Here is a 23,779-nt window from a genome sequence, read left to right as displayed (position 1 = left end):
CACAAAAGCAGCATTCAGGGCTGTCGAATTATGTAGATTGATTTTTAAAGTGCCAAGTATTTTTCCGTGACGTAAAACAGCATTTTTTCGTCGCGCCTGCCGCAGGCAATCGCAGCCACTTTTTTCAGTGCATCCTTTATGACATAGCGGTCTTTTACAGCTCCCGATTCATCAAGGATCTCATGATAGCATTTTAAAGCATCCGTCAGTTCCCCGCGTGTTTGATGCATATCTCCAAGAAGATGAAGAAATTTAAATTTATAATCGGTAAAAGGCTCTGAATAGGCTTCTTTAAATGATTTGTACAGGCTTAGAACGTGCTCCTCTTTCCCGGACTCCTGATACGTAACAGCAAGTTCAAATAATGTATTTAAGATCCCTTTGCTGTCTTCAAGCTGATTGTAAAGGTCATGAGCTGATTTTAAATACGAGACGGCACTTTCCGCATCTGCTGTGTATCTGCTTAATATACCCAGATTTGTATAAGTTCCTGCCAGATTCAGCTGATCGTCTGTTCCCTCAAAAAACAAAAGTGCCTTTGAATAGGCCCCTTTCGCATCTTCATACTGGCTCATCCTTCTGTAGCATAAGCCAAGAACCATATAGACGATGCCTGTCTGATAATATATGGCTGTTTTGCTGCTGATTGAAAGAGCCTGCTTAATAAAGCGGATGGCGGAGTAATACTCCCCCTTTTTAGCATGGGCAAGTCCAAGGTTGTTCAGCAGGGATATTTTTTCTACTCCCGATGCTTTGAATGCAATGGAATCATCATACGCTTCATTCAAATATGTAAATGCTTGGGAAAATCGGTCTTCATTAATCAGCAGAGAGGAGAGCTCATTGCTTGTTCTCAGCCGTTCTTCGCAATACGGCAGATTACAGTACAGTTCATAGCTTTTTTCAAAAGCAGTGACTGCTCCATCATTGTCCTGTCTGACACTCTGCAGGATACGCCCCTGACAGAAATAATAAAGAGCAAGGTCCCTCTGATTTAGGGCAGAAAGATTTTTTTCGATATCATTCAAATGTTCCTCGGCATCCGCAAAATCATCGTTTATAACAGCAAATTCCAGATTTGACAGCGCCTTTTTAATATCAAATGAAAGAAGTGCTTTATTTTCCTCTTCAAAGAAATCATGAATGTCACACTGCAGCCGTTCACTGAACTTTAAAAGCAGCTTATACGATGGCTGCACCATGCCTTTTTCAAGCTGGCTGATATAGCTTCTGTTCACAATGCCTGCTGCAAGCTCACTTTGGGTCAGTTTTTGTTTTTTTCTCAAATGCCTGAGTTTTAAGCCAACGGTATTCATTCTTACCCTCCTGAAAAAAGTCGATTATGTCTTGACAAGAAATTGAATAGTTGTATATATTTGAATTGTCAGTTAATTATAACAAAATGTTAGTTTTTTTAAAATGTTAAATAAATAAATCATTGGAGGTCGTAACATGAAAAAAGGGAAAAAATATTTATTGTATCTCGCACTTGGTGCAGCCATCCTTACAGCAGGCTTTTCTGCATTAGATGATAAAGTCCATACGGCTGACGAAGAATGGCCGAGAATCATCAAGTCTGAAAAATACAGCTGAGCAGATTGTTTTATATTTATCTATTAAACCATATTTTTCAGAACGTGAACCAATCAATTTTGGAAAATTCTTTAAACAAGAAAGCTTTATAGAAACTGAAAAACCGCTAAAACAGGCCTTCAAGCGTCCTGTTTCAGCGGTTTTTTCTGTATAAAAAGAGCTTCACGGATCTAACATCCGGAAGCTCTTTTCATAGTATTATTGAACTCTTGCAAATCCGAAGCCTGATGCATGATCGTCACCAGTTGCCGCTCCATATCCGCCTTTGATGTCATATAGTTTTGCACGTCGCTGAAGTTCCGCACGGACTTGTGCATTGCTTTGGCCTTTATTTGAAGACCAGATTTTCGCTGCAAGACCTGAAACGTGAGGCGTAGCCATAGAAGTTCCGCTGATTGTGTTGTAGCCTCCGTTAATCCAAGTAGACTCGATAGCAGCACCAGGGGCAGAGATTTCAACATCTCTTTCCTGAATCACATAGTCTCCGTCTGTCGCTGAATTTCCGCGGGATGAGAAGTTTGCTACACGGTATGTCCCGTTTTGCTGTACATTTTCAAGAGCTGCAACTGCAACTGCATTTGTCAAAGCACCCGGATAGCCGATTGTGTTATTTGCATAACCTGAGTTTCCTGCAGCTGCAATCACTAAAGCGCCTTTGCTGTATGCGTAATCAACTGCACTTGTAATAAGGCTGTCTTTTCCGCTTGAACCAAGTGACATTGAAATAATAACTTTTGAACCAGTTCTTGTTCCTTCATCAGCAGCATGTCTGATTGCCGCTGCAATATCATCAGAGTAGCCTGATCCGCTGTCAGTCAGCACTTTGTATGCCCAAAGCTCAGCCTGAGGTGCTACACCGTAAATGCCTTGTCCGTCTGAACCGCCGTTAGCAAGAGCTGAACCTGCCACGTGAGTTCCATGTCCGTTACGGTCTGTACAAGAGTTGTTCGTATACGTTGTGCCTACAGTGAAATCTTTGCACTGCTCGGCGTTTTGAGACAGGTCAATATGGCTTGTCTGTACTCCAGTGTCCAGAACAGCAATTTTAATGCCGTCACCGCCTGAAGTCTGAGTAAGCGAGCTGTTGTTGTAAATGGCCTTAATTCCCCACGGAGTCCGTGTGCTCGGCACTGCCATCGTTCCAATAGGCTTGCCTGCAGCCACTTTAAATGTTGCCACCTTTTCAACCTTCAGCTTGCTGTTTTTCTGAAGTTTATCAAGCTGCTCCTGAGTGACCGTTGCAGTATAGCCGGCAGCTCCAAAATCTCTGCGGACTTTATGATTCTTCTTTACCTTTTGTGCATCTGTTCCTTTAATGACAACACGGAATTGCTCCTGCTGCGCCTCCTGCAAAACCTGAGCCTCGGCAAAAGCAGCAGCTCCAAAGGATGAAAGACTTAAAGACAGACTAAGTGCAGCGGCTCCAAGCGTTTTTGAAAACTTCATCATATTTCCCCTCTCAAAATGTTAGTTTTTTATAACTTTGTACTTCGAAGTAAATTAAATATATAATACGTTAACAATTTTCACAATAATCTTAATTTACTAATAAGTACAAGTTTTAAACTGTGAGAATAGTCTGTCTTTTAAGCTTTAAAGAGTATCTTTTTCCTAATTTTTATAATATTGTAAAATTTCATTTCCCGGTTTTACGAATCTCTATTCGTATAAGGAGATTGAAGAGTTTAATCGACAAAATAAGACATTTTTTGTTGAATTTTTTTCTGTTCCAAAGATATAGTAGGGATATGACGCATCATCAAGGAGTAATTTATGAGGAATGATCAATCTTTTGCAAAAGGATGTTTCTACGGGATTATTCTTTCTATTCCTATATGGCTGTTTCTTTTTTACATTCTTTATAGGGTATTTTAAAAGCCGCTGGAGACGGCATCCAGCGGCTTTTCATTCTTTATGAAAAAGATTTTTTATAAATAGAGTCTTCAACAAAAATGGCTTCTTTGTCGATGGCATGTTCAGCAGCAACAATCAGGCCTATTTTTGTATCCTTCTGATCACTTACAATGGTAAATGGCTGTTCTGCTTCATTTGCAAGCTTAATATATTTTGAAAGGTCTGAATAAGCAATGGTTCCGTTTAAAAGCAGCTGATATCCTTTTCCGAGCCTGATGGCGGCTGCGGCTTCGCTGTAAACTTTTTTCTGTCTAACCTGGCCATTCGTAAGAGCTACTTCAATTCTTTCTCTCAGAGTGCCCAGAAATTTGTTTCTTTCTTCAGGTTTCGTCTCAGGGGTACCGTAGATCCCCTGCTTTAAGTAGAGGTCAATCTGCTCGTCTGACATGATGAACGACTCCTTTTATGCTGGGTTATACATTTTACTTTAGCAGAGTATCGTGTAAACGTGAAATCATGCGATCCGGTTACCATGAATAGGCCAGAAGAATTTTCATCCATCCGAAGAAAGACAGCCACAGCGGTATACTCAAAACGGCAGCCCAGATCATCCCTTTAAAAAAATCTGCTTCTTGCATGAGTAGTTCCCCCTCTAATTCATTCTGTTATTCATTTTTTCCTTACTCTTGCCTTTTTAAAACTCCCGCATCAAAGAAAACGCTTTCAAATACTATTCTTCTTTTTTTCTTCGTTTCCTCTGGGTCAAATTCTTCATTTCATCATGCACCAGCCTCTTTCCTTTTCCAAAAACACCCGCAGCACGGGGCCGGCATATAGTATCTGTATCAGTGTTTCAATTATTCGGATATATTTCACAAACACACACACTACTTCAAACCGCTGGGAGGAATAGGATGTCTGCGATATCAGGGAAAGATTATTTGCAGCGTATGGCGGCATTAAAACCAAATGTATGGCTAAAAGGACAGCCGATTGAGAAGCCTCTATTTATGCACCCTGTATATAAAGGTGCCATGCAGACAAAGGCTTCTCTATATGATTTACAGGTGCAGAAGGAAAACCTCGGCTTTATGACATTTCCTTCTCCGTTTACTGGAGAGCCGGCAGGGATGTCCTACCTGGAGCCGAAAACGGCTAAAGACTTAAAAAAAAGACGGCGGATGATTGAGACTTGGGCAAAAGCTACCTGCGGCATGATGGGAAGAAGTCCCGACTATATGAATACCGCCTTAATGTCGCTTTCAGCTGCTGCTTCCATTGCCGGCTCTCAAGATGAGGAGTTTGCTGAGAATTTAAGGAACATGTACCGCAAGGCGCTTGAGCAGGACTTATCTTTTACCCACAGCTTTATTAATCCGCAAGTGAACCGCTCTTTGTATTATACAGAAGAAACACGACAGCCGATTGCAGCTAAAATCGTCAAAAAAACGGCTGACGGCCTTGTCATAAAAGGGGCAAGACTGCTTGCAACTGAAGGCGGAATGACGGATGAGGTGCTGATATTCCCTTCAGGCGGAAACAATTTAAGCGATGATTATGCGTTTGCCTTCAGTATTCCTGCCAATACACCCGGACTGAAGTTTATTTGCCGCGAGCCATTTCACTCAGGAGAATCCTCCTTTAATTATCCTCTTTCATCCCGGTTTGATGAAATGGATACTCTGCTTGTGTTTGAGGATGTTCTCGTGCCGTGGGAACGGGTCTTTTTCTATCATAGACAGGACATTGCATTTAAACTTTTCACTCAGAGCGGTTTTGCACCGCACGCGCTTCATCAAGTCGTCACAAGACAGATCGTGAAGCTGCAGTTTCTTATTGGGCTTGCCCAGGTGATGATCAATTCTCTTGAAGTGACTGCCTATGAACATATTCAGCTGAAAATGTCTGAAATGATTCTTGGGCTAGAGAGCATGGAGGCACTTCTTCTCCGTTCTGAAGCCGAAGCAAAAGTGGACACTTTCGGAACGATGACGCCAAGTTCACATTCACTCTACGCTGCCGTTACTCTTTTCTCAAAGCTCTATCCGCACTATATCAGCCTCCTTCAGCAGATTGGCGCCGGCGGACTGATGGTGCTGCCTTCAGAAGAAGATTTTGCATCTCCTATCGGAAAGGATATTGAGCAGTATCTTCAGGGGGCAGCAGTTGATGCAAAAACGAAAACAAAGCTGTTCCGCCTTGCATGGGAGCTGACGATGAGTTCATTTGGAACGAGGCAAACCCATTATGAACGGTATTTTTTCGGAGATCCTATAAGGCTTGCTAAAAATATCTACAGCAGCTATTCGAGAGAAAAGTATATGGACAGAGTAAAAGACTTTCTGGAAAAAGCGGAAGAACGCCCTTAAGACTAAGGACGTTCTTTCTTTTTTATGCCGACTCTTCCAGAGAAGAAGACAGCTCCTTTTCCCATATCAGACAGCCTGTCTGGCGTCAGGACATTCACAAGCTGTTTTTTTACCGGGTCCTCTGCCCACAGCCCTTGTGTGACTAAAACGCCCGGGAGGACATTCTCTCCGGCAGCAACTGTCAGCTCGCACTCTCCCCGCCCGTTCCAGATAACGGCCGTATCTCCATCAGAAAGCCCCGCCTCTTCTGCATCCTTTTTATTTATATGGACTACTGGCGTTTTTTCGAGCGACACGTGTTTTTGATTATTGGAGAATGTGGAATTCAGAAAATTATGATTCGGTCCGGGCACAAAAAGAAAGGGAAGTTCACTCTCTTTTACAAGCGGAGTATACACAGGCAGCGGCGGGTAGCCGGCTTTTTCCATTGCGTCTGAATAGAGCTCAATTTTCCCGCTTGGCGTATTCAGCTTCCCTGGAAATAAAGGTTTTACGCCGGCCTTTATCCATTTCTTTTCAGCCAGTTCATCAAATGTCACGTTTTCCAAATAGGGGTTATGAGTATGGTTTAGCGCCTGATTGATCATCTCTGCATCTGTATCTTTAAACGCCTGTTCAGTGAATCCCATTTTTTCTGCAAGAAGACGGAACACTTCCGTATTTGACTTTGACTCTCCGAATTTCTCAATAACCGGTTCCTGCAAATGAATATAGTGATGCCAGTAGGAGGTATAGAAATCCGTATTTTCAAAAGCGGATGAAGCCGGCAGCACAATGTCTGCATAAGCAGCAGTCTCTGTGAGAAAAAGATCGTGGACGACAAGAAACAAGTTTTCCCGCATGAGTCCCTTTTTCACTTTTCCCGATTCCGGCGCCACAACCGCAGGGTTGCTTCCGTAGACAAACATTGATTGAATGGGCGGATCGGCGCTAAGAAGCTCTTCGCCTATAAGATTCATATTAATGATTCTTGTCTGTTTATTTTTAAGAAGATCCGGTCTTTGGAGGGCATTTGTATTAAATGCCAGAAAGCCGGAATTGCCCTTAATGGCGCCTCCGCCCCTGTGCATCCACTGGCCGGTCAGCGCCGGCAAACAGGCGATGGTCCGAATACACATACCGCCATTATCGTGATGCTGCAGCCCGTTTCCGATGCGGATACAGGACGGGGACACTTCCCCGTACATTCTCGCCAGTTTTATGAGGTCCTCAGCAGGAACGCCTGTCAGTTCAGAAACCGTGTGCGGATCGTATTGTTTAACATGTTCCAGCAGAGCTTCATTGCCGACCGTATATTTTCTCAGAAAATCTTCATCTGTCAGCCCCTCTTTAAAGAGAATATGCATCATCCCCAGTGCCAGCGCGCTGTCCGTTCCCGGCAAAATGGGAATAAACCAGTCTGCCATTCTGCCTGTCTGGTTCTTATGAACATCGATGACAACGATTTTCGCGCCTTGTTTCCTGGCTTTCTGAGCCAGGGTCATCTGGTGCATGTTCGTGCTCACCGCATTGATCCCCCAGAAAATAAACAGCTTCGTATGAATCGTGTCTTCCGGGTCAATGCCGAAGCTTCCTCCCATGGTGTATTTATACCCTTCAGAACCCGCCGCCTGGCAGATTGTCCGGTCAAGCCTGCTCGCCCCAAGCCTGTTAAAAAAGCGCCGGTCCATCCCCTCAGCGCTTAAATTCCCCATATTGCCGTAGAAGCTGTATGGGAGAATACTCTCAGGACCATCCGTTTCGATCAGACTTTTCCATTTAGATGAAATGGTGTTCAATGCTTCTTCCCATGAAATGCGCTCAAATTGCTTTTCGCCTTTTTTTCCTGTTCGTTTAAGGGGATACTCGAGACGTTTCACATCATAAATTCGTTCAGCCATGTGCCTCACTTTATTGCAGATGCTGCCCTTTGTGACAGGATGATTTGGATCACCGTCAATTTTCGTAATTTTACCGTTCTTTTTGTGCACCAGGAGCCCGCACTGATCAGGGCAGTCAAGCGAACACACACTTGGAAAAACGCCATCCTTTTTTTCGAGATAGGGATGCATTCGAACACCTCTTTTTTGGAAAATGATTGCATTTAGAATAAAACAGATTTGAATTTCCATGAACAAAAGTGCAAGCGCCTTGCTCAGATCCGATAGGCAGATAAGAATCCGGCGGAAAAGTCCGGTTCCCGCCTTTTTTGACGGATTTGTTCTGACAGAGGATCTAGGCGCTTCCGCTTGCTGTTGATATCTTTGTTATGTTATCCACAGCCTATTATTCTTTAGAATTTCGTAAACATCAAGAAAAAAGAAGGCCGGGATTTCGTCCGCAGCCTTCCTGATTTTCATTTTGATGCAGTAGATTCTCTCATTTTCATCGTTGCCGGAACAAGCACTTTTAACGGAGTATCCCTGTGATTTGTCATTTTTTCCGTTAGAAGTGACAAGGCAGCTTTCGCCATTTCCTCAGCAGAAACGTGAAGCGTTGTCAGGGATGGGGCAAAATAATGAGCTTCAGGCACATCATAAAAGCTGACAATCGACACTTCATCAGGTATCCTTTTTCCCTCTTCTCTCAGTGCCGTGATGGCTGCAAGCGACATGACGCTGCTTTGAACAATATAGGCGTCGGCCAGGTTTCCGCTCTGAGATGCCTCTTTCATAATCCGGTACCCTTCTGTTCCGTGCGGGTCTGTCAAATACAAATGTTCCTCAGAGAGCAGGCCTGCTTTCATAAGCTCATCTTTTAAGGTCTCTCCCCAGTTCGGTGCACCAATGTACCCGATTTTTTCATGCCCCATCTCCTTCAGATGGGCAATCACCAGTTCAGTCATTTGATGCAGGTCAATGCTGACAACATCACCGTCAGCCCCTCCATCCCAGTCAGTTAAAACAACTGACTGGCGGGACACATTTTCAATAGCGCCACTGTCGCCATTTTGTACCCTGCCAATCACAAGAACCCCATCAACATCTGCCATTCTTTTACTGTCAGATATATTTTCTCTGCGTATAATCTCTCGAATATGTATGCCCTGCTTGAGACAATAAACTTCCGCATACTTTCGCAGCGCTGAAAAGAAAGGATTTTCAAGTTCATCAGATGAATCATCTAAAACAGCCAAGGCAATGGAGTATTCTTTTTCCGAAGGTTTTGAGGAAAGCTTGGGAACTCTATACTGAAGAGTTTCAGCAGCCTGCATAATTCTCGCTTTGCTGATCTCAGATACGTTTGATTCATACTCATGCAGCACTTCTTCTGCTTCCTGCACTGAAACACCGGCAAGCTTTGCAATTTCATTTAACCGATTCATGTAAGCACCTCTTCCACTGTTCATACGGATTAATACCCAATTCCATCAACTATGAAAACCCTCTTTCTGCATGAAAGAGGGTGTTTCCTTATCCGTTAATTGCCTTTGTCTGATCGATTAAATCAAAATCAAAAAGATTTGTTGCATTTTTATCACTCGTTATCACATTGAAGTCTCCGGTATTCAAACCGCCTGCCCCGAAAAACACTTTATCCGTATGCTTTGGCGACAAAGCAAAAACATCTCCCACACTGACAGCCCCGCTGCTTCTTACATCGTGAATTAAAATCGGTCCCACAAATGCCGGCATGACATCTCCACCTTTACTGTATATAACTCTTATCTGCCTATGCCAATGTATGCAGGGATAATTTGTATTGACACCCGGAGCTAAACGAGCGATTCCGCTTTTCGTTATTTCGGAGGTCTGGTTTCATCGTCTTTCGGCACGGTACTCGCCGTTTCCCGTTTGTACCGGTTTCTAAGCTTTATCAGCCTGATGACATTTAACAGCACGGCTTTCAAAACAGCATACGTCGGAACCGCAAGAATCATCCCCAGTATGCCGCCAAAGCTTCCTGCACCGATCAGCAGAAGAATAATCGTAAGCGGATGTGTATTCAGCCTCTTTCCAATGATCAGCGGAGAAAGAATGTTTCCATCGATTTGCTGAACTGCTGTTACAACAACCGCGGCAAGCAGCGCTTTTGTCGGGGAATCAAGCAGCGCAATGATAACAGCAGGGGCAGCACCAATAAACGGTCCGAGATATGGAATAATATTGGCAATTGCTACAACAATCCCGAGAATAAGTGCATAGTCGAGCCCAATCAGCGTATAGCCTATAAAACAGCCTGTCCCGACAAAAAGAGAAACGAGCACCTGACCCTGTATGTATGCAGCAAGAGTGTCATAGAGATCTTCGAAAATCTTCATTCCTTCCCGCCTGTAGGCAACCGGAAGGATCTTCACAGCCGTAACGGGAAACTTGTGCCCGTCCTTCAGCATATAAAACAAAATAAACGGGACGGTAATCACAGTAAGTGTGATATTCGTGACAACCCCCAGCACCTTTGTAACTGATGAGGTAATGCTCTCAGGAAGCGACGTTGTTAAATCGCCGAGCCATTTCTCTACTTTAGAGATCGTCTCCTCAATGGAGACATACTCCTGAGTCATGATCCAGGTGAACCATCTGGATTCAGACAGATTCATGATAAACTGCCGGAATTCAACAATATACCGGGGGAAATTTTTAAATAAATCTGTGATCTGCTGAGATACAACCGGTCCCGCTGTCGACATGACCAGCATGATGAGCCCGATAAACATGAGGTACAGGATCAGAATCGCAAGGCCCCGGGGCACTTTGTTTTTCTCAAGCAGCCTGACAACCGGACTGAAAATAAAAAAGAGAAAGCCCGCAATCAAAATGGGAAAAAACAGTGTAGATGCAAAAATAATCAGCGGCTGAAACAAAAAGGAAACCTTTGTACTTACATAAATGATCAGCAGCAGCAATAGTATTTCGATGGTCCAGAAATGAACCTTTGACCTGTTCAGTTTGCATCCTCCTTTTACTCATAAAAAGACCCTATTTGATTCAAACGTACTACGTGATGTACTGGGTGTCAAATAAAGATTTATAAAGATTATGAGTTACAATTAGTTTGATGAATTTTGAAGTTGCTCGATGTATTTTTTGTATCATTTTCTCATGATACAGAGGTTGAGTGGTAACCTCTCAAAAGATTCTCCGGTCGTCTGTTCTAATAAAATTGGCTGGGACAAAACCTGTATTTAGAAGCCGGAAGGTCAATGAAAGATTGGGTAAATTGACAGCAGTTGGAGAGTGGCGCCACATATGAACGTTCATCACAGGCAAAAGTGGCACCGATAACGGATAGTTCCAGCTAAAAAAGCCCTTTTAAACAGAAAAAAATCCGAACTAATTGAATCTTAGTCCGGATTTTCTATGGCTGTATCAGCTCTCTTTTGCAAGCAGTTCTTCTTCTTCTGCCTCTTCAAGCTTAAAGATTTCGATGACACGGATCAAGTGGCCATCCATTTCTTTTGTGAAGAATTCATAGCCATCGAGTATGATGCTTTCACCCTGTTTAATATCGATATTTTCAGTGAGCATCCAGCCGCCGATTGTATCAACATCTGCATCATCAATTTCAAGGCCAAGAAGATTATTAACTTCATAAATAAGAACTTTGCCGTCAAGAAGGTAATGTCCCTCGCCTTTTTTCTGCACTTCAGGGACTTCATCCTGGTCGAACTCATCACGGATTTCTCCAACGATTTCTTCAATGATGTCCTCAACCGTTACAAGACCTGCCGTTCCGCCGTATTCATCGACAAGGATTGCCATATGAACACGTTCTTTCTGCATCTTTATAAGCAAATCATGAATCGGAATCGACTCAATGACCTGAATGACAGGGCGGATATATTTCTCGATCGTGCTTTTCTTCCGTTCCTCTTCAGAAAGTGAAAAAATATCGGTAAAGATCTCCTTAAGGTTAATCATGCCAAGGACGTGATCTTTGTCTCCGTTAACGACCGGATAACGAGTGTATTTTTCCATACTCATCGTCTCCAGGTTTTCTTGGAACGATTTTTCTACTGAAGCAGCTACAATTTCTGTACGCGGCACCATAATTTCTTTTGCGACACGATCGTCAAATTCGAAAATTTTATTCATGTACTTCAGTTCAGATTGGTTGATTTCCCCGCTCTCATAACTTTCGGAAAGAATGATGCGCAGTTCTTCCTCAGTATGGGCAAGCTCATGCTCAGAAGCAGGCTTTAATCCAAAAAGTCCCGTAATGACACGAGCCGATCCGTTCAATACCCAGATAAACGGGAACATAATACGGTAAAACCAGATTAAAGGAACTGCAAACAGCAATGTGACAGCTTCAGCTTTCTGAATGGCTACCGTTTTAGGAGCAAGTTCTCCAATGACAACGTGAAGAAACGTAACGGAAGCAAAAGCAATACCAAACGTTAGAACGTGCGAGAGTGATTCGTTAATGCTGAAATTATCAAAAACCGGTCTCAAAAGACGTTCTACCGTAGGTTCACCAAGCCAACCAAGTCCTAAAGCTGTAACCGTAATACCAAGCTGACAGGCTGAAAGGTACTCATCCAGATGAGTCGTTACCTTTTTGGCAGCAACTGCCCCTTTTTTGCCTTCTGCAATCAATTGATCCAATCGTGAACTGCGAATTTTAACAATCGCAAATTCTGATGCAACGAAAAAAGCTGTTAAAGCAATTAAAATCGCCACGAATATCAAGTTAACTATGTCCAAAACACCCTTACCCCCCGGTGGAGAATAAGGAGTCACCTCCTAAAATAGTAAGTTCATGCATGTTCAGCCGAATTCTTTAACTATTAATGAAGCAAAACCATTAAAGACTGTATGAGTGCCATTCTCTGCGGAGAAATACGGCTCGCGATCATCTCCTGGTTTTCGCCGTTTAATTTATCAAATATCGGCTTTAATTCTTTTATTTCATGGTCCAGCTGCTTCATATGAGAAGCAAGAATTTCAGCTTGTTTCAAAAGCTTATCTTCTTCATTTGTCTGGCTTCGTTTCAGCTCCAGTCTATCTTTAATATCCTGAAGGCACATATTGAAGAGCTTGCATTCTTCAATGAAGTGAATATCATCCAGCGCCTGTTCCGAATAGAGGCGATAATTGGACCCAGACGTACGGTCCGCATGGAGCAGTCCAATTTGAGTGTAGTAATCTATCGTTCTCTTAGAAACATTCGCAAGCCTTGCTACCTCGCCAATTCGATACAATGCCCCATCTTATCACCCCAATCTAAATAGTTACATCTATTATACTTTTAATCTAAGTGTACAGTCAAACGTTCTGGTTATCAGAAAAGCGGAATCGCCTTGGTCAGCTCCGAAGGGCAGAAAAGGATCCGCCGTAAAAAGCCGGGTTTGCTTTTTACGGCGGATCCGTTCTGACCGAGGAGTTAGGCGATGGAGCTGGACACCACGAAAAGCGGAATCGCCTTGGTCAGCTCCGAAGGGCAGAAAAGGATCCGCCGTAAAAAGCCGGGTTTGCTTTTTACGGCGGATCCGTTCTGACCGAGGAGTTAGGCGATGGAGCTGGACACCACGAAAAGCGGAGCCGACCGTTTAGGCCTGACAGGCAGAAAAGAAATCACCGGAAAAGTCCGGTTTTGACTTTTTCGGGGATTTTGTTCTGACGGAAGGACTGGGAGGCGGAGCTGGACAACACGAAATGCGGAATCAGCCGTTTAGCTCCGACAGGTAGATGAAAAATCACCAAAAACTGGATAAAACCGAATTACCCGCAATCCCTTTAAAAACCAGCCCATTTCCATTACACTTATTCTTTATAACCTTAAAAGACAGCGGTGAAATCATGAAAGATACTTTACTTGCCTGGCTTGAGGAAAGCGGTCCTTTCGCCTTTCTTATCAGCCTTCTTGCCAATACAGCAATCAGCCTCCTGGCCTTTGTGCCAAGTGTATTTGTTACGGCGGCAAACCTTTCTTTCTTCGGGCTGATCAACGGACTGATACTTTCCTTCTCGGGTGAAGTCATTGGTGTCATGGTAAGCTTTTATGTCTACAGGAAAGGTTTTCGCTTCTTAAGCAAGAAAACGTCTGTTCACAGCAGCTCCGTATTAAAAAAGCTATCCGGCATAACTGAGAAAGACGCTTTTTTTGTTATCCTTTCCCTGCGGATTTTTCCTTTTGTTCCTTCAGGCGCAATCACACTCGCAGCTGCCTGCAGCAGTGTCAGCGCAGGAACGTTTCTGGCAGCCAGCTTTCTTGGGAAAATACCGGCAATTCTGATAGAGGGCTTCGCAGTGCATCAGGTTTTGAATGCAGGATGGCGCGTGCAGCTCTTTCTTGTGATCTGCTCTCTGCTGATCCTTGCTGGAATTTGGATGAAGAAAAGAATGCACGATTAAGTAAAGCTGCGGGAATTTCCTGCAGCTTTTGTTTTTTATGAAAAATAAAAAAGGCCCTTAAAGGACCCAAGCTTAATCCGGCATAATTGTGACGATTTGCTGGGTGCGGATAAAGAATGTTGAATCTCCGGCCTGAAGCACGATATGATCCGGCTTTACATCTTTCAGCACGCCGCGGATGCTGTCTCTGACCGTTTGAATGACGAGGGTTTTTCCGAGCACGCTTTGGAGAGTCTGGAAAACATAAGGATCCACTATTGTAATCATTTGCGGTACCTGTGATTGGTTTTGCATCGTGTCACATCCTCTTCTGAAGTTCATTGTCACTATATGAAGGCATTTACCCATTTAATACAAAAACCTTCCCCAATTAATAATCGGGACTTGCATCAAAATAGGCTGAATGGCCTTCTTCTTTTTTGAAAACAGCATCCATATATTTGTAAAGGTTTTCATAAAGAAGGAGGAGATGGAACTTGAAAAAGTGGATTCTGCTGTTTGCTGTTTTTCTGCTCATTTTGCCTGGAAGTACATATGCCGGCTCTTTTGGAGGAGATTATACAGGTACGCCTGGCCAGTGGTATGTTGGCGATGCACCGGCATCACAAAGCACTTCTAAATCACCGGTCGTTTTTGTGCACGGACTCAACAGCTCTTCAAATACGTGGTGGAACGGAAATGATATGTACAGCACTGCCTTAGCAAATGGCTATCAGACAGCCTTTGTTGATTTATATCCCACTAAGAACATGTGGGACAATGGCGCACTTCTTTCACAGAAGCTGAGCGAAATCTACCAGTATTTTGGGGGTAAAAAACTTGTCCTGGTCACTCACAGCAAAGGCGGAATTGATGCGCAATCAGCTCTGGTTCATTACGGCGCCCATCAATATGTGAGCAATTTGATCACTTTGTCCACCCCTCACTCAGGTTCACAGCTTGCAGATCTTGCATACAGCAGCTGGGCGGGATGGCTCTCAGGCATTCTCGGCAGTAAAAACGATGCTGTCTATTCCCTTCAGACAGGATATATGAGTCAGTTCAGAACCCAGACAGATGCACATGCGAATGCAAGAAAAAATCCGATATATACGTTCGGCGGCACCAAATGGGGAAGCTTCGGATCTTCGCTATACTGGGGAGGGTTGTATTTAAGTTCTTATGGAAGCAATGACGGAGCTGTGACGGTACAATCTTCACGCCTCGGGTACGGCAGGGAGATTAAAATCGGCAGCTGGGATCACTACTCTGTAAATAAAGGAAGCTCCACGTTTCTTCTATTTGAACCGTATTTAAGAACGGCAGGAACAGCATCCTTCACAACAAGCAAAGGCGAAGATGTATCTGCTTCAGATGCCTCTTCTGCCTTCTACATTAGAGGCGGCGAGTTCTCTGGAGTCAAGCAGGAGTCATTCTATGCAGAAGACGGTGTAAAGAAAGTAACCGTTGACTGGCTGAGCAGCTCACAACAAACAAACCTCTCTCTTCACTCACCTGACGGAAAGAAGGTCATCACATCATTTAAAACAGCGGCAGCTGATGGGATTTTCAGTGGAGCCTATCATCATCAGGCTGTCTTGACGCTTCCTGTAAGCGGAAAATGGCAGCTCACTGCACAGAATCAGGATAAAGAAGCCTATTTGTTGCACGTCTCTTACAGCTCTGACAATCATGACGCCATTTCCATGCTGCCGCTCTCAAAGCAAAACCAGAAAATTTCTTTTAAAACAAATTCCGCAAAGGCTCTAAAAGAAACAGAAGCAACTATTACGATTGATCATTATAAAAATAAAATGAAAATCCGTTCACAGAAACTAACGAAAACAAAACAGCAAACTTCAGCAGGAATTCATTTAGTGCAGGAAGGTCTCTATAACATTACAGTAGAAGCTCGAGGGAAAATACAAAAAGGAGAAATCATTGAACGGACGTTTATTAAATCGGTGTATGTTGACACTGACGGCAAATGGTTTGTTCAGTAAGCAGCTGAAATCCACCAGTTTCATTGGTGGATTTTTTCTGCTGATGAAGACAGCAGGATAAATACACATTAAACGGATTCTTTTAATGAAGAATTCGGCAGCCGGTCTATTTTTTCATCCAGCTTTTGAATGGTCTTGAGCGCTGTCACTTCATTTATTTTACGGTAGTGATGCCCTCCGCCCGGCTCTTCATCCATTTCATCCGCTAATCTGACAACTTTCTGAAGCGTGCTTTGGTTCAATGAACCTTCAGGAAGATAGGAATCTGTATGAAGCAGGATCGCAAGGGCAATCTCTTTTGCAGACTGGGGATTTTCTCCCAGGCGAATTAACAATTTATGGGCGCGTTCTGCCCCTTTAATGGCATGAATATCGTTTTCTTTGTACTTTTCAAAATCCCATTCTCCGTCTGTATACCATTCATAATGTCCAATATCATGGAGAAGGGCTGCTTTCGTCGCTAAATCAGGATTCACCCCGTATTTTACCGCTAATTTATATGCATGACAGGTTACTGCAATTGCATGCGCTAAGCCTGAACGCTGCAGATATTTTTGAGCAATCGGATGGGAATAAACCTCTGTCAAAGTGACATTTCGCATGTAATCTCCTCCCTGAAAAATAATGATAATAACGGAACCGTTAAAAATATTTCTATATACATTATCATATTACTCATGCAGCCGCAACAATCCTGTTACATGGCATAACATAATCTTCCTCTTCCTGATAGATTTAGGCTGACTCTTCGTGTAGAATTACACTAAAAGATGAGCTGGGGAGGATCTATGAAAAAGCATGAACTGATTTCCGCACTATCAGGCAAAATTCTTTCCATCCGTACAGAAAGCGGTTATACACAAGAAGAAATGGCTGAAGTGCTCGGCCTATCCAAAAAAACACTTGTGCAAATTGAAAAAGGGCGGCAGGAAGCATCCTGGGCAACAATCGTCGTTCTCTGCACCCTTTTCAGAGACAATGCCGCACTTCATTCCGCAATCGGCGGGGATCCTCTGGATGTCGTTCAGCTGGTTGCCCACCAGAAAATTCATTCCCGCAAAGAGAAGACGATGGGAGGGAAAGTCTGGTGGAGGGATATTGCAAGCAGCAGCAAGTATAAAATGCAGCAAAACATTATCAGTTTTCACTACAGAATCATTGACCATGATGATTACCGCTGGTTTTCCTCTTTCGATAAAGACGAATTGGACAGAAAATGGGCCGAATTGACGGGTGATTCTCCCGGAAAAACGCGCCAATAAGTACAAGGCCGGCGTTTTATTAAGTATATGCGGCTGCAAACATTTTGGCATAGAAATAATCACTATTTTTGAAGAAAAAAGAGGGTTGCCAAAAAGCCTCCCTCTTTCCATTTAACGGGCAGGTTCGCTGTCTAGCACCTGCTTCATTTTATCATTATGCTTTTTCATGTACTGAAGTCTGGCATCGAGCAGTTCTTTTATTTTTGCCCCATCATTGCTTCTGACGGCAGCCTCCCATTGTTTTCGGGCTTGAGCTCTTTTGAGTTTGAATTGTTCTCTTTTCGCTTTGAACGAATTTATTTTTTCCTTCATTTGCGCTTCTGTCATTTCACCGTTCTTTACTTTCTCTTTCATTTCAGTGATTTCTTTTTGCCTATGAGCTTTGAAGTGATGATGTCTTTTGTGCAGACCCTGCTTTCCCATCCTATCTAATAATCGCTTTCTTTCACTGAGTACATCCTCCCACTCTTTCTTTGTTTCGGGAGAGTATTTATCCGCAAGCTCCAGCAGCTGCTGATCCAGTTTTTCTCTTTCCGCAATCCACTCTTCCTTTTCGTGATGACGGCTTTCTGCTTTTTCTGCCTGAACATTTGGCGCTGCTGACAAGAGCAGCCCTGCGGCCGAGAAGATAAAAAGCCATTTTCTTTTTCCCATGGTTTACCACTCCTTTTTGCTGATTAGTCTTATCTTGTCCGACAGAAGGAAAACCATAAGAAAAGAATTGTGTGAAATCATGTGAAAATATGGTGTCCTGCAAGAGTTCAACATAAAAAAAAAGCACTCAATGAATGAGTGCCGAAGCTTCTTATAGAAATTCTTTGATATCATAAATTCTGCCGTTTTCAGGCTCTTCTCCAAGCAGATTCAGGAGGACGCCTGCAACAAAATCCGCTGACCTGAGCTTTCCTGTTTTATGATACTCCTGAAACCTTGCCACATCCGCAAAATCCTCAGGCTTTGTGCTTCGAATATTCCCCTGCATCTCTGTATCCATGATGCCCGGCGAGAAGGATAGAACGGTAATAGGATGGTTCTCCTGCTTCTGTTCAAGACCGAAAGATTTTGTAAACATGTCAAGGCCCGCTTTTGAGCTGGAGTAGGCACTCCATCCGAACAATGAATAATTCGCTGCACCGGAAGATATGTTTACAACTGTTTTTTTCACGCGAAGATCTTTTGTTTTCGCTGCGAAAGCATGGCTTAAAACCATCGGAGCTGTCAAATTAAGCTGAATGTGCGTTTCAATTTCAGACACTTCCGCTTTTCCTACAGGCTTCATTGGATGAACCGTTCCCGCATTGTTAATAAGCGTCAGCTGTTCGGCAGCATCCCAATTGATTTTTTCAAATACTTCCGTAATCGCTGCTTCAGTTTGATGAGCATTAGACAGATCGCACGGAACGAATTGAAGAACAGCGTCTTTTTCAAATGCAAGCTGCCGCAGGGAATGGTTTTCTGAACGCGAGAGATAAATGATGTGATGGCCGGGTGATAGAAGCTGTTTGACAATTGCTTCCCCGAGTCCTCTTGAAGCTCCTGTAATAATCGTAGTGTTCATTTTCCCGCTCCTTTCTTTCTACTTACATTCTATCAAAAAACTGCCGGGAACACCTCCCGGCAGCATGGATCTTATTTTTTCAGTTCGTTTACAACTTCTTCTCCTACAGCTTCTTTGCCGCCAAGGATTGTAAAGTCATCTGCTTTCAATGCTTCAATTGCATTTTTAGTTGCAGATGGAACAGCTGTTTTCTTCACTAAAAGCATAGAAGCTTCATGTTTTGAAGCAAGAACAGAGCCTGTAAGAGCATCTGCAAAAGTTGTGCCGGTTGCAATGAACACTTTGTTTGAAGGGTTCAGTTTCTTGGCAACTTCAGCTGCTGTCGCATAGCGGTCCTTCCCTGCAACACGCTCAGCATTTTTCAGCTTCTTGAATACATTTTCTGAAACTGCATTCTCTCCGCCGGCAACAATGGCACTGTCAATCTCTTTTAATGCTTTAGTGGATGCTGCTGGAAGATTTTCAGCATCTGTCAAAAGGATCGGATACTTCATTTTCGCTGCGTAAGAGGAAACAGCCAAAGCGTCAGGGAAGTTTCTTCCGTTAACCACTACCGCCTTTTCTGGGTCTCCGCCAAGATTCGCTGCAATGTTGGCAGCTGTTTCAAAGCGGTTTTCTCCTCCGATGCGCTGAACTTTTTCAACGTTATCAATACCTTGAAGCTGGTTTTTAACGTAATTGCTGATTGCTTCTTTGCCGCCGAGAATGATGACTTTTTCAGCTCCTAAACGCTTAATCTCAGCTTTAGCTGCAGCATTCAGTCCATCTTTTTGTGTTAAAAGAATTGGTGCATCAAATTTTTTGGCAAGCGGTGCTCCAGCTAGTGCATCAGGGAAAGAATCTCCGCGTGCAATAACGACTGTTTTTGCTGTTTCCCATCCTTTTTTCGAGATTTCAACAGCCGTTTTGTAACGGTCTTTGCCTTCAATGCGTGTTACCGGAGTTTCTTTTACTTCTTCTGCCTGAACAATTCTTCCTTCTACTTTAGGAGATACAGGATTGTTCTTAGCAAGGTAAGAAGTGAATACTTCGTAATCGACTACAAACAGCTCAGTCATGCGGCCGTCATCTTTTGCTTTCTTGAACATTGTGTATCCGTCTCCGCCGTCAGCTGTAAATGCATTTGTAGCCACGCGGTATGTTCCCTCCGGATCAATTGATTCAAAACCGCTGTCTGTTTTTGCTTCTGCAAACCAGACTCTGTCTCCGACAGGCTTGTTTATGTCGTACTTGAAGTTCAGGCCTGAAACTTGAAGGAAACGTCCTTCTCCTGTTTCCACTCCGCTGACGCTGTGCTCAAGTGCATCAAGGAGTTCCTGTCCTGTCAGATCAAGTGTTACTAGGTTATTTCCGAAAGGAAGTACTGTAAGAACTTCGCCAAGAGTAATTTCACCTTCGTTGATTGAATCACGTACACCGCCGCCGTTTTGAAGGGCAATATGCGTCTTAATAGATTCATTTGCTTTAGCAGCCATGCCGTCAGCAATCAGGTTTCCAAGGTTTGTTTCTTTCGTGCGGACATCAGCGCGAAGTCCGTTAAGGGCAACCGATGTATTTCCTACGACTTCATTCTTAATTTCTTCAAGAGGTGCTTTGTATTCCAAGACTTTCGCTTCAGCTGCTGCATCCTTTTCATAGTTTGCAAGCGTTTCTAAGTGACCGTTGTGTCCTGTCACAACACCTTCATTATTGAAGGTAACATCAAGCATTCCAAGGAAATTCAGGTATTCACCAGCCTGTACGATGACCGTCGGTTCTTCTTTTTCAATTAAAACAGGAGCTTCAAGCTTCGTGTGGGAGTGTCCGCCGACAATCACGTCAATTCCGTCCACTTCCTCAGCAAGTTTAAGGTCTGGTGCGTATCCTAAGTGAGAAAGAACAACAATCTTATTAACGCCTTCCTCTTTCAGTCTGCTGATTGTTTCATTTGATTTTTGGACAACGTCTTCAAATACAACATTTTCTCCAGGACTTGCAAGGAAAGCCGTATCCGGAGTCGTTAAACCGTAAATCCCTACTTTTTCCCCGCCGATTTCTTTAATAATGGCAGGGTAGATGTTGCCGCCTTCACCAGATGCTGCCACTTCATCTTTGAAAAGAGGTCCAAGATCTGCATCATCTTTAACGTTTACGTTAGATGAAACCATTGGGAATTCCATGACTTTAATAAAGTTTGCAAGCGTTTTTGAGTCTTTGTCAAACTCATGGTTTCCAAGAGTCATCGCATCAAAGTTCAGCTGATTCATAAAATGAAGATCCGCTAAACCAAGGTATTGACGGAAATACAATGTACCTGAGAAAACATCTCCCGCATCAACAAGAAGGCTGTTGTCCTTTTCTCCGCGGAACTTGTTCACAGCTGTGAAAAGCTGTGGGTATTTCTCTACATGTGCATGAGTATCGTTCGTGTGCATAATAGAAAGATTGTATTCATCTTTCGTTTCTGCTGCTAAATCAAATTGTCCAACAAGTGCATCGTGGTCGCTTGCACGGCCATGCTCTTCCATATATGGAGAGTTGAAGTTCACAATGTCAAATTCAGCTTTTGAAGCTAAGCGGTTTGACACGAGCATGTGATCAAGAACCTGTGCGTTTCCTTGATAAGAGTACGTATAGCGCTCAGATAAAGGAAGTGTTTCTACAAGGTTTGTAAGCTCAGTGCCCTTTAATGTCTGAAGAGGAGCTGAGAATTCAAAGTCGTTCAAGTCACCTGTTACGATGACATTTGCATTTTCGTTTTTAGCATGAATATCAGCTACAAACTCATTAACAATTTTGGCAATTTCCATGCGCTGAGCTTCACTGCCAAGAACCGGAGGCTGTTTTTTGCCGAATAACGGCTCGTCTCCGCCTTTAGAGTTGAAGTGATTATTGATGACAACAACATCTTCGCCTTTAAAAGTAAACTCTGCAGCAAGAGGCTTGCGACTGTCTGTGAACGCAGGATCCTGAGGAGCAATGCGTCCCGGGTTAAGTGTCAAAGAGCCATTTTCATAGCCGGCTGCTTCTGTTGCCGTTCCTTTTGTGCCTTCTTTCAAAGTGACTCTTTCAGGGTTGTAAAGGAATCCGACACGGATGTTTCCGCCAGGAACTCCGCCGTCCTTTTTATCTTCAGGAGCGATTTCTGTCCATGCGTAAGCAGGACCGCCGAAGCCTTTAACAGCATCGCTTAATGCTTTATAGTTTGCATCTGCTTTAACCGTTCCGTCATCTGTCGTTCCGCTTTCGTCAAGTACTTCTACAAGTCCGATAATATCCGGAGACTTCAGGTTATCAACAATCGATCTAGAAAGTTTGTCGCGCTTTTCAGCATCTGAAGCTGCAAAGTTTTCAATGTTATAGCCTGCAACCGTAAGCTTGTCCTCAGCCTTTTCAATTGTCGTAACTTCCGGTGTAAATGCACGCTCATTCAATGCTGGAAGATTTGCTTCTTTTACAAGAATTTTAAAGTTGCTGAAACCATAGCTGACAACGCCTGTTACTGTGCCGTCAAACTTATCTCCCGCTTTCGCAACATAATTGCGGTTATCAAGAAGCAGGAACATTCTTTCAGGATTCTGGTTTTCCTTTGTCAGAAGCGGAGCTCCCTCTTTCGTATACGCTTTTCCTTCTGTTTTGCCTGTAATAACCGTTACCTCACCGTAGTTCTGGGGTCCTGTTACTGTAGGGCTTTCAAGAGAAACACGCATGCCTTCAAGACTTTCGTAAAAATCGATTCCGTCTTCCTCAGGGTCAAATTTGCTGAACTGGTCGTTATCGATGACTTCAGTCGGAGGGATGGCATCTTTGCCGATCACAACAGCAGCAGGAAGTGCCTGTCCGCCTGACTTGACTGTTACATTGCCGTTTTGGGCATTGATTTCAGTCATGGCAAGGTCTGTCTGAAGTTTTTCGGAGTAACCGTCAAGCACCCATTCTTTTACCTGACCGTCCACAGAGACGAGGTCGCCTTCTTTAGCGCCATGGGAAGGTTTGTAAACAAGAACAGCTTCGGACGTATTCGGGTTGTCATCGGGAGAAGCATCCTGCATGTAGAAATTGCTTGCATCCTTGACGTGAGTAACAATTCCTTCAACTGCTTTCACGTTTTGAGTGTCATAAGGAGATTTATGGCCTGCGCCTTGAATATCATGGATACGCAGTCCTTCAACACCTTCAAATGGTTTTGGCTCTTCAGGTGTTTCGCCGTCAAATACCATGGCTGTAGGATTTCTAAGGCCCGGCTTTGAAAAATATGCTTCAAGTGAGCCTGTAACGACTACTTTCTTGCCAACATTATCGGGATTTGTTAACAGCCCGAATTTGCTGCGGAAAGTTGTTGGAAGCTGCACAGGAAGAAGTTTTGATACATCTTTTTCATCTGCGCTGTCAGCAATTGCAAAGTTTGTATCAGCTGAAAAAGGCGCTTCAAAATCAACACTTGATGTACTGCTTGTATATCCTACAATATAACCTTCAACTGTCCCGTTTCCGGTATTATTCGCGATGGCTTCCGCAACAGTCATATTGCCTTCTGCCTGCGCGGGTGCACCAAACGGCACCATCAGCGAAACAAGCAAAGCAAAAATCGTTGTCAGAGCGATCAGCTGTTTTTTCATGATCTTCAAACTGGTTCCCCCTCAAAATAACTAAAATAATGAAATAAGCGTATGTAACCTTGGCCGGCTTATTTTAACCACAATAATGTAAGCGTTTACTTACATAGACATGTTTAATAAGCAACTAAATGTTATCCCCTTTGGAATTATTGTCTTCACATACACCTCCGGTCGAATCATGTAATTTAGCACCCTTTTAATATATCACTTTTTTGTCAAATATTAAGGAATTTACAGATGATTTGCAAAAAAACCACAATTCATTTACACAATGTAAATAATTTTTA

At 43.3% G+C, this 23,779-nt stretch carries 19 protein-coding genes; 5 read left to right on the top strand and 14 right to left on the bottom strand.

What is annotated here, in order from left to right:
• Positions 1 to 44: 44 nt before the first annotated feature.
• Positions 45 to 1,316 (bottom strand): tetratricopeptide repeat protein, encoded by a 1,272-nt coding sequence (locus RKD52_RS04220; RefSeq protein WP_454098791.1) that lies wholly within the window; start codon positions 1,314 to 1,316, stop codon positions 45 to 47.
• A gap of 136 nt (positions 1,317 to 1,452) precedes the next feature.
• On the opposite strand from RKD52_RS04220, the gene RKD52_RS04215 reads away from it, so the two are divergent.
• The gene (locus RKD52_RS04215; protein ID WP_282034695.1) at positions 1,453 to 1,593 is read left to right on the top strand and encodes a hypothetical protein; all 141 of its coding nucleotides are present in this window, start codon (positions 1,453 to 1,455) and stop codon (positions 1,591 to 1,593) included.
• Positions 1,594 to 1,791: 198 nt separating this feature from the next.
• Here RKD52_RS04215 and RKD52_RS04210 read toward each other — a convergent pair whose 3' ends face one another.
• Positions 1,792 to 3,042 carry a S8 family peptidase gene (locus RKD52_RS04210; RefSeq protein WP_454098790.1) on the bottom strand — a complete coding sequence of 417 codons (1,251 nt, stop codon included), beginning with the start codon at positions 3,040 to 3,042 and terminating at the stop codon, positions 1,792 to 1,794.
• A 463-nt stretch (positions 3,043 to 3,505) separates the two neighbouring features.
• Positions 3,506 to 3,895, bottom strand: coding sequence for a YueI family protein (locus tag RKD52_RS04205; protein WP_454098789.1), 390 nt, complete (start codon positions 3,893 to 3,895; stop codon positions 3,506 to 3,508).
• Positions 3,896 to 4,361: 466 nt separating this feature from the next.
• Between RKD52_RS04205 and hpaB the strand changes: the two genes are divergently transcribed.
• Positions 4,362 to 5,816 carry a 4-hydroxyphenylacetate 3-monooxygenase, oxygenase component gene (hpaB, locus tag RKD52_RS04200; protein ID WP_454098788.1) on the top strand — a complete coding sequence of 485 codons (1,455 nt, stop codon included), beginning with the start codon at positions 4,362 to 4,364 and terminating at the stop codon, positions 5,814 to 5,816.
• 2 nt (positions 5,817 to 5,818) lie between these two features.
• On the opposite strand, the gene RKD52_RS04195 is transcribed toward hpaB, so the two are convergent.
• The 6 genes from RKD52_RS04195 to RKD52_RS04170 all read right to left on the bottom strand — a co-directional run bounded on the left by RKD52_RS04195 (position 5,819) and on the right by RKD52_RS04170 (position 12,939).
• On the bottom strand, positions 5,819 to 7,867 hold the full coding sequence (locus RKD52_RS04195) for a molybdopterin-dependent oxidoreductase (RefSeq protein WP_454098787.1): 2,049 nt from the start codon (positions 7,865 to 7,867) through the stop codon (positions 5,819 to 5,821).
• A gap of 284 nt (positions 7,868 to 8,151) precedes the next feature.
• Entirely contained in the window at positions 8,152 to 9,120 is a 969-nt protein-coding gene (locus RKD52_RS04190; RefSeq protein WP_454098786.1) for a LacI family DNA-binding transcriptional regulator, read from the bottom strand.
• A gap of 88 nt (positions 9,121 to 9,208) precedes the next feature.
• The gene (locus tag RKD52_RS04185) at positions 9,209 to 9,430 is read right to left on the bottom strand and encodes a spore germination protein (RefSeq protein WP_454098785.1); all 222 of its coding nucleotides are present in this window, start codon (positions 9,428 to 9,430) and stop codon (positions 9,209 to 9,211) included.
• 104 nt (positions 9,431 to 9,534) lie between these two features.
• A complete protein-coding gene (locus tag RKD52_RS04180; RefSeq protein ID WP_454101136.1) occupies positions 9,535 to 10,683 on the bottom strand; it encodes an AI-2E family transporter in 1,149 nt (382 codons plus the stop codon).
• A gap of 421 nt (positions 10,684 to 11,104) precedes the next feature.
• The gene (locus RKD52_RS04175) at positions 11,105 to 12,442 is read right to left on the bottom strand and encodes a hemolysin family protein (RefSeq protein ID WP_454098784.1); all 1,338 of its coding nucleotides are present in this window, start codon (positions 12,440 to 12,442) and stop codon (positions 11,105 to 11,107) included.
• Positions 12,443 to 12,525: 83 nt separating this feature from the next.
• Complete coding sequence (locus RKD52_RS04170; RefSeq protein WP_454098783.1) at positions 12,526 to 12,939, bottom strand: MerR family transcriptional regulator; 414 nt, start codon at positions 12,937 to 12,939, stop codon at positions 12,526 to 12,528.
• Positions 12,940 to 13,537: 598 nt separating this feature from the next.
• Here RKD52_RS04170 and RKD52_RS04165 point away from each other — a divergent pair.
• Positions 13,538 to 14,092, top strand: a complete 555-nt coding sequence (locus RKD52_RS04165; RefSeq protein ID WP_454098782.1) for a TVP38/TMEM64 family protein — start codon at positions 13,538 to 13,540, stop codon at positions 14,090 to 14,092.
• A 72-nt stretch (positions 14,093 to 14,164) separates the two neighbouring features.
• Here RKD52_RS04165 and RKD52_RS04160 read toward each other — a convergent pair whose 3' ends face one another.
• Positions 14,165 to 14,386, bottom strand: coding sequence for a YuzF family protein (locus tag RKD52_RS04160; protein ID WP_369734210.1), 222 nt, complete (start codon positions 14,384 to 14,386; stop codon positions 14,165 to 14,167).
• 182 nt (positions 14,387 to 14,568) lie between these two features.
• Here RKD52_RS04160 and RKD52_RS04155 point away from each other — a divergent pair, with 182 nt between their 5' ends.
• Positions 14,569 to 16,074 carry an esterase/lipase family protein gene (locus RKD52_RS04155; protein ID WP_454098781.1) on the top strand — a complete coding sequence of 502 codons (1,506 nt, stop codon included), beginning with the start codon at positions 14,569 to 14,571 and terminating at the stop codon, positions 16,072 to 16,074.
• A 68-nt stretch (positions 16,075 to 16,142) separates the two neighbouring features.
• Here the strand turns inward: RKD52_RS04155 and RKD52_RS04150 are convergent, their stop codons facing one another.
• Positions 16,143 to 16,676 carry an HD domain-containing protein gene (locus tag RKD52_RS04150; protein WP_454098780.1) on the bottom strand — a complete coding sequence of 178 codons (534 nt, stop codon included), beginning with the start codon at positions 16,674 to 16,676 and terminating at the stop codon, positions 16,143 to 16,145.
• Positions 16,677 to 16,862: 186 nt separating this feature from the next.
• On the opposite strand from RKD52_RS04150, the gene RKD52_RS04145 reads away from it, so the two are divergent.
• Entirely contained in the window at positions 16,863 to 17,336 is a 474-nt protein-coding gene (locus RKD52_RS04145; RefSeq protein ID WP_454098779.1) for a helix-turn-helix domain-containing protein, read from the top strand.
• 111 nt (positions 17,337 to 17,447) lie between these two features.
• Here the strand turns inward: RKD52_RS04145 and RKD52_RS04140 are convergent, their stop codons facing one another.
• The 3 genes from RKD52_RS04140 to RKD52_RS04130 form a co-directional block, all read right to left on the bottom strand.
• Positions 17,448 to 17,990 (bottom strand): hypothetical protein, encoded by a 543-nt coding sequence (locus RKD52_RS04140; protein WP_454098778.1) that lies wholly within the window; start codon positions 17,988 to 17,990, stop codon positions 17,448 to 17,450.
• 151 nt (positions 17,991 to 18,141) lie between these two features.
• Positions 18,142 to 18,894 (bottom strand): (S)-benzoin forming benzil reductase, encoded by a 753-nt coding sequence (locus RKD52_RS04135; RefSeq protein ID WP_454098777.1) that lies wholly within the window; start codon positions 18,892 to 18,894, stop codon positions 18,142 to 18,144.
• Positions 18,895 to 18,965: 71 nt separating this feature from the next.
• The gene (locus RKD52_RS04130) at positions 18,966 to 23,492 is read right to left on the bottom strand and encodes a cell wall-binding repeat-containing protein (protein ID WP_454101135.1); all 4,527 of its coding nucleotides are present in this window, start codon (positions 23,490 to 23,492) and stop codon (positions 18,966 to 18,968) included.
• Positions 23,493 to 23,779 lie beyond the last annotated feature (287 nt).

This window comes from Metabacillus sp. SLBN-84 (assembly GCF_053629595.1).
This window is presented reverse-complemented; position numbering and strand designations above follow the sequence as displayed.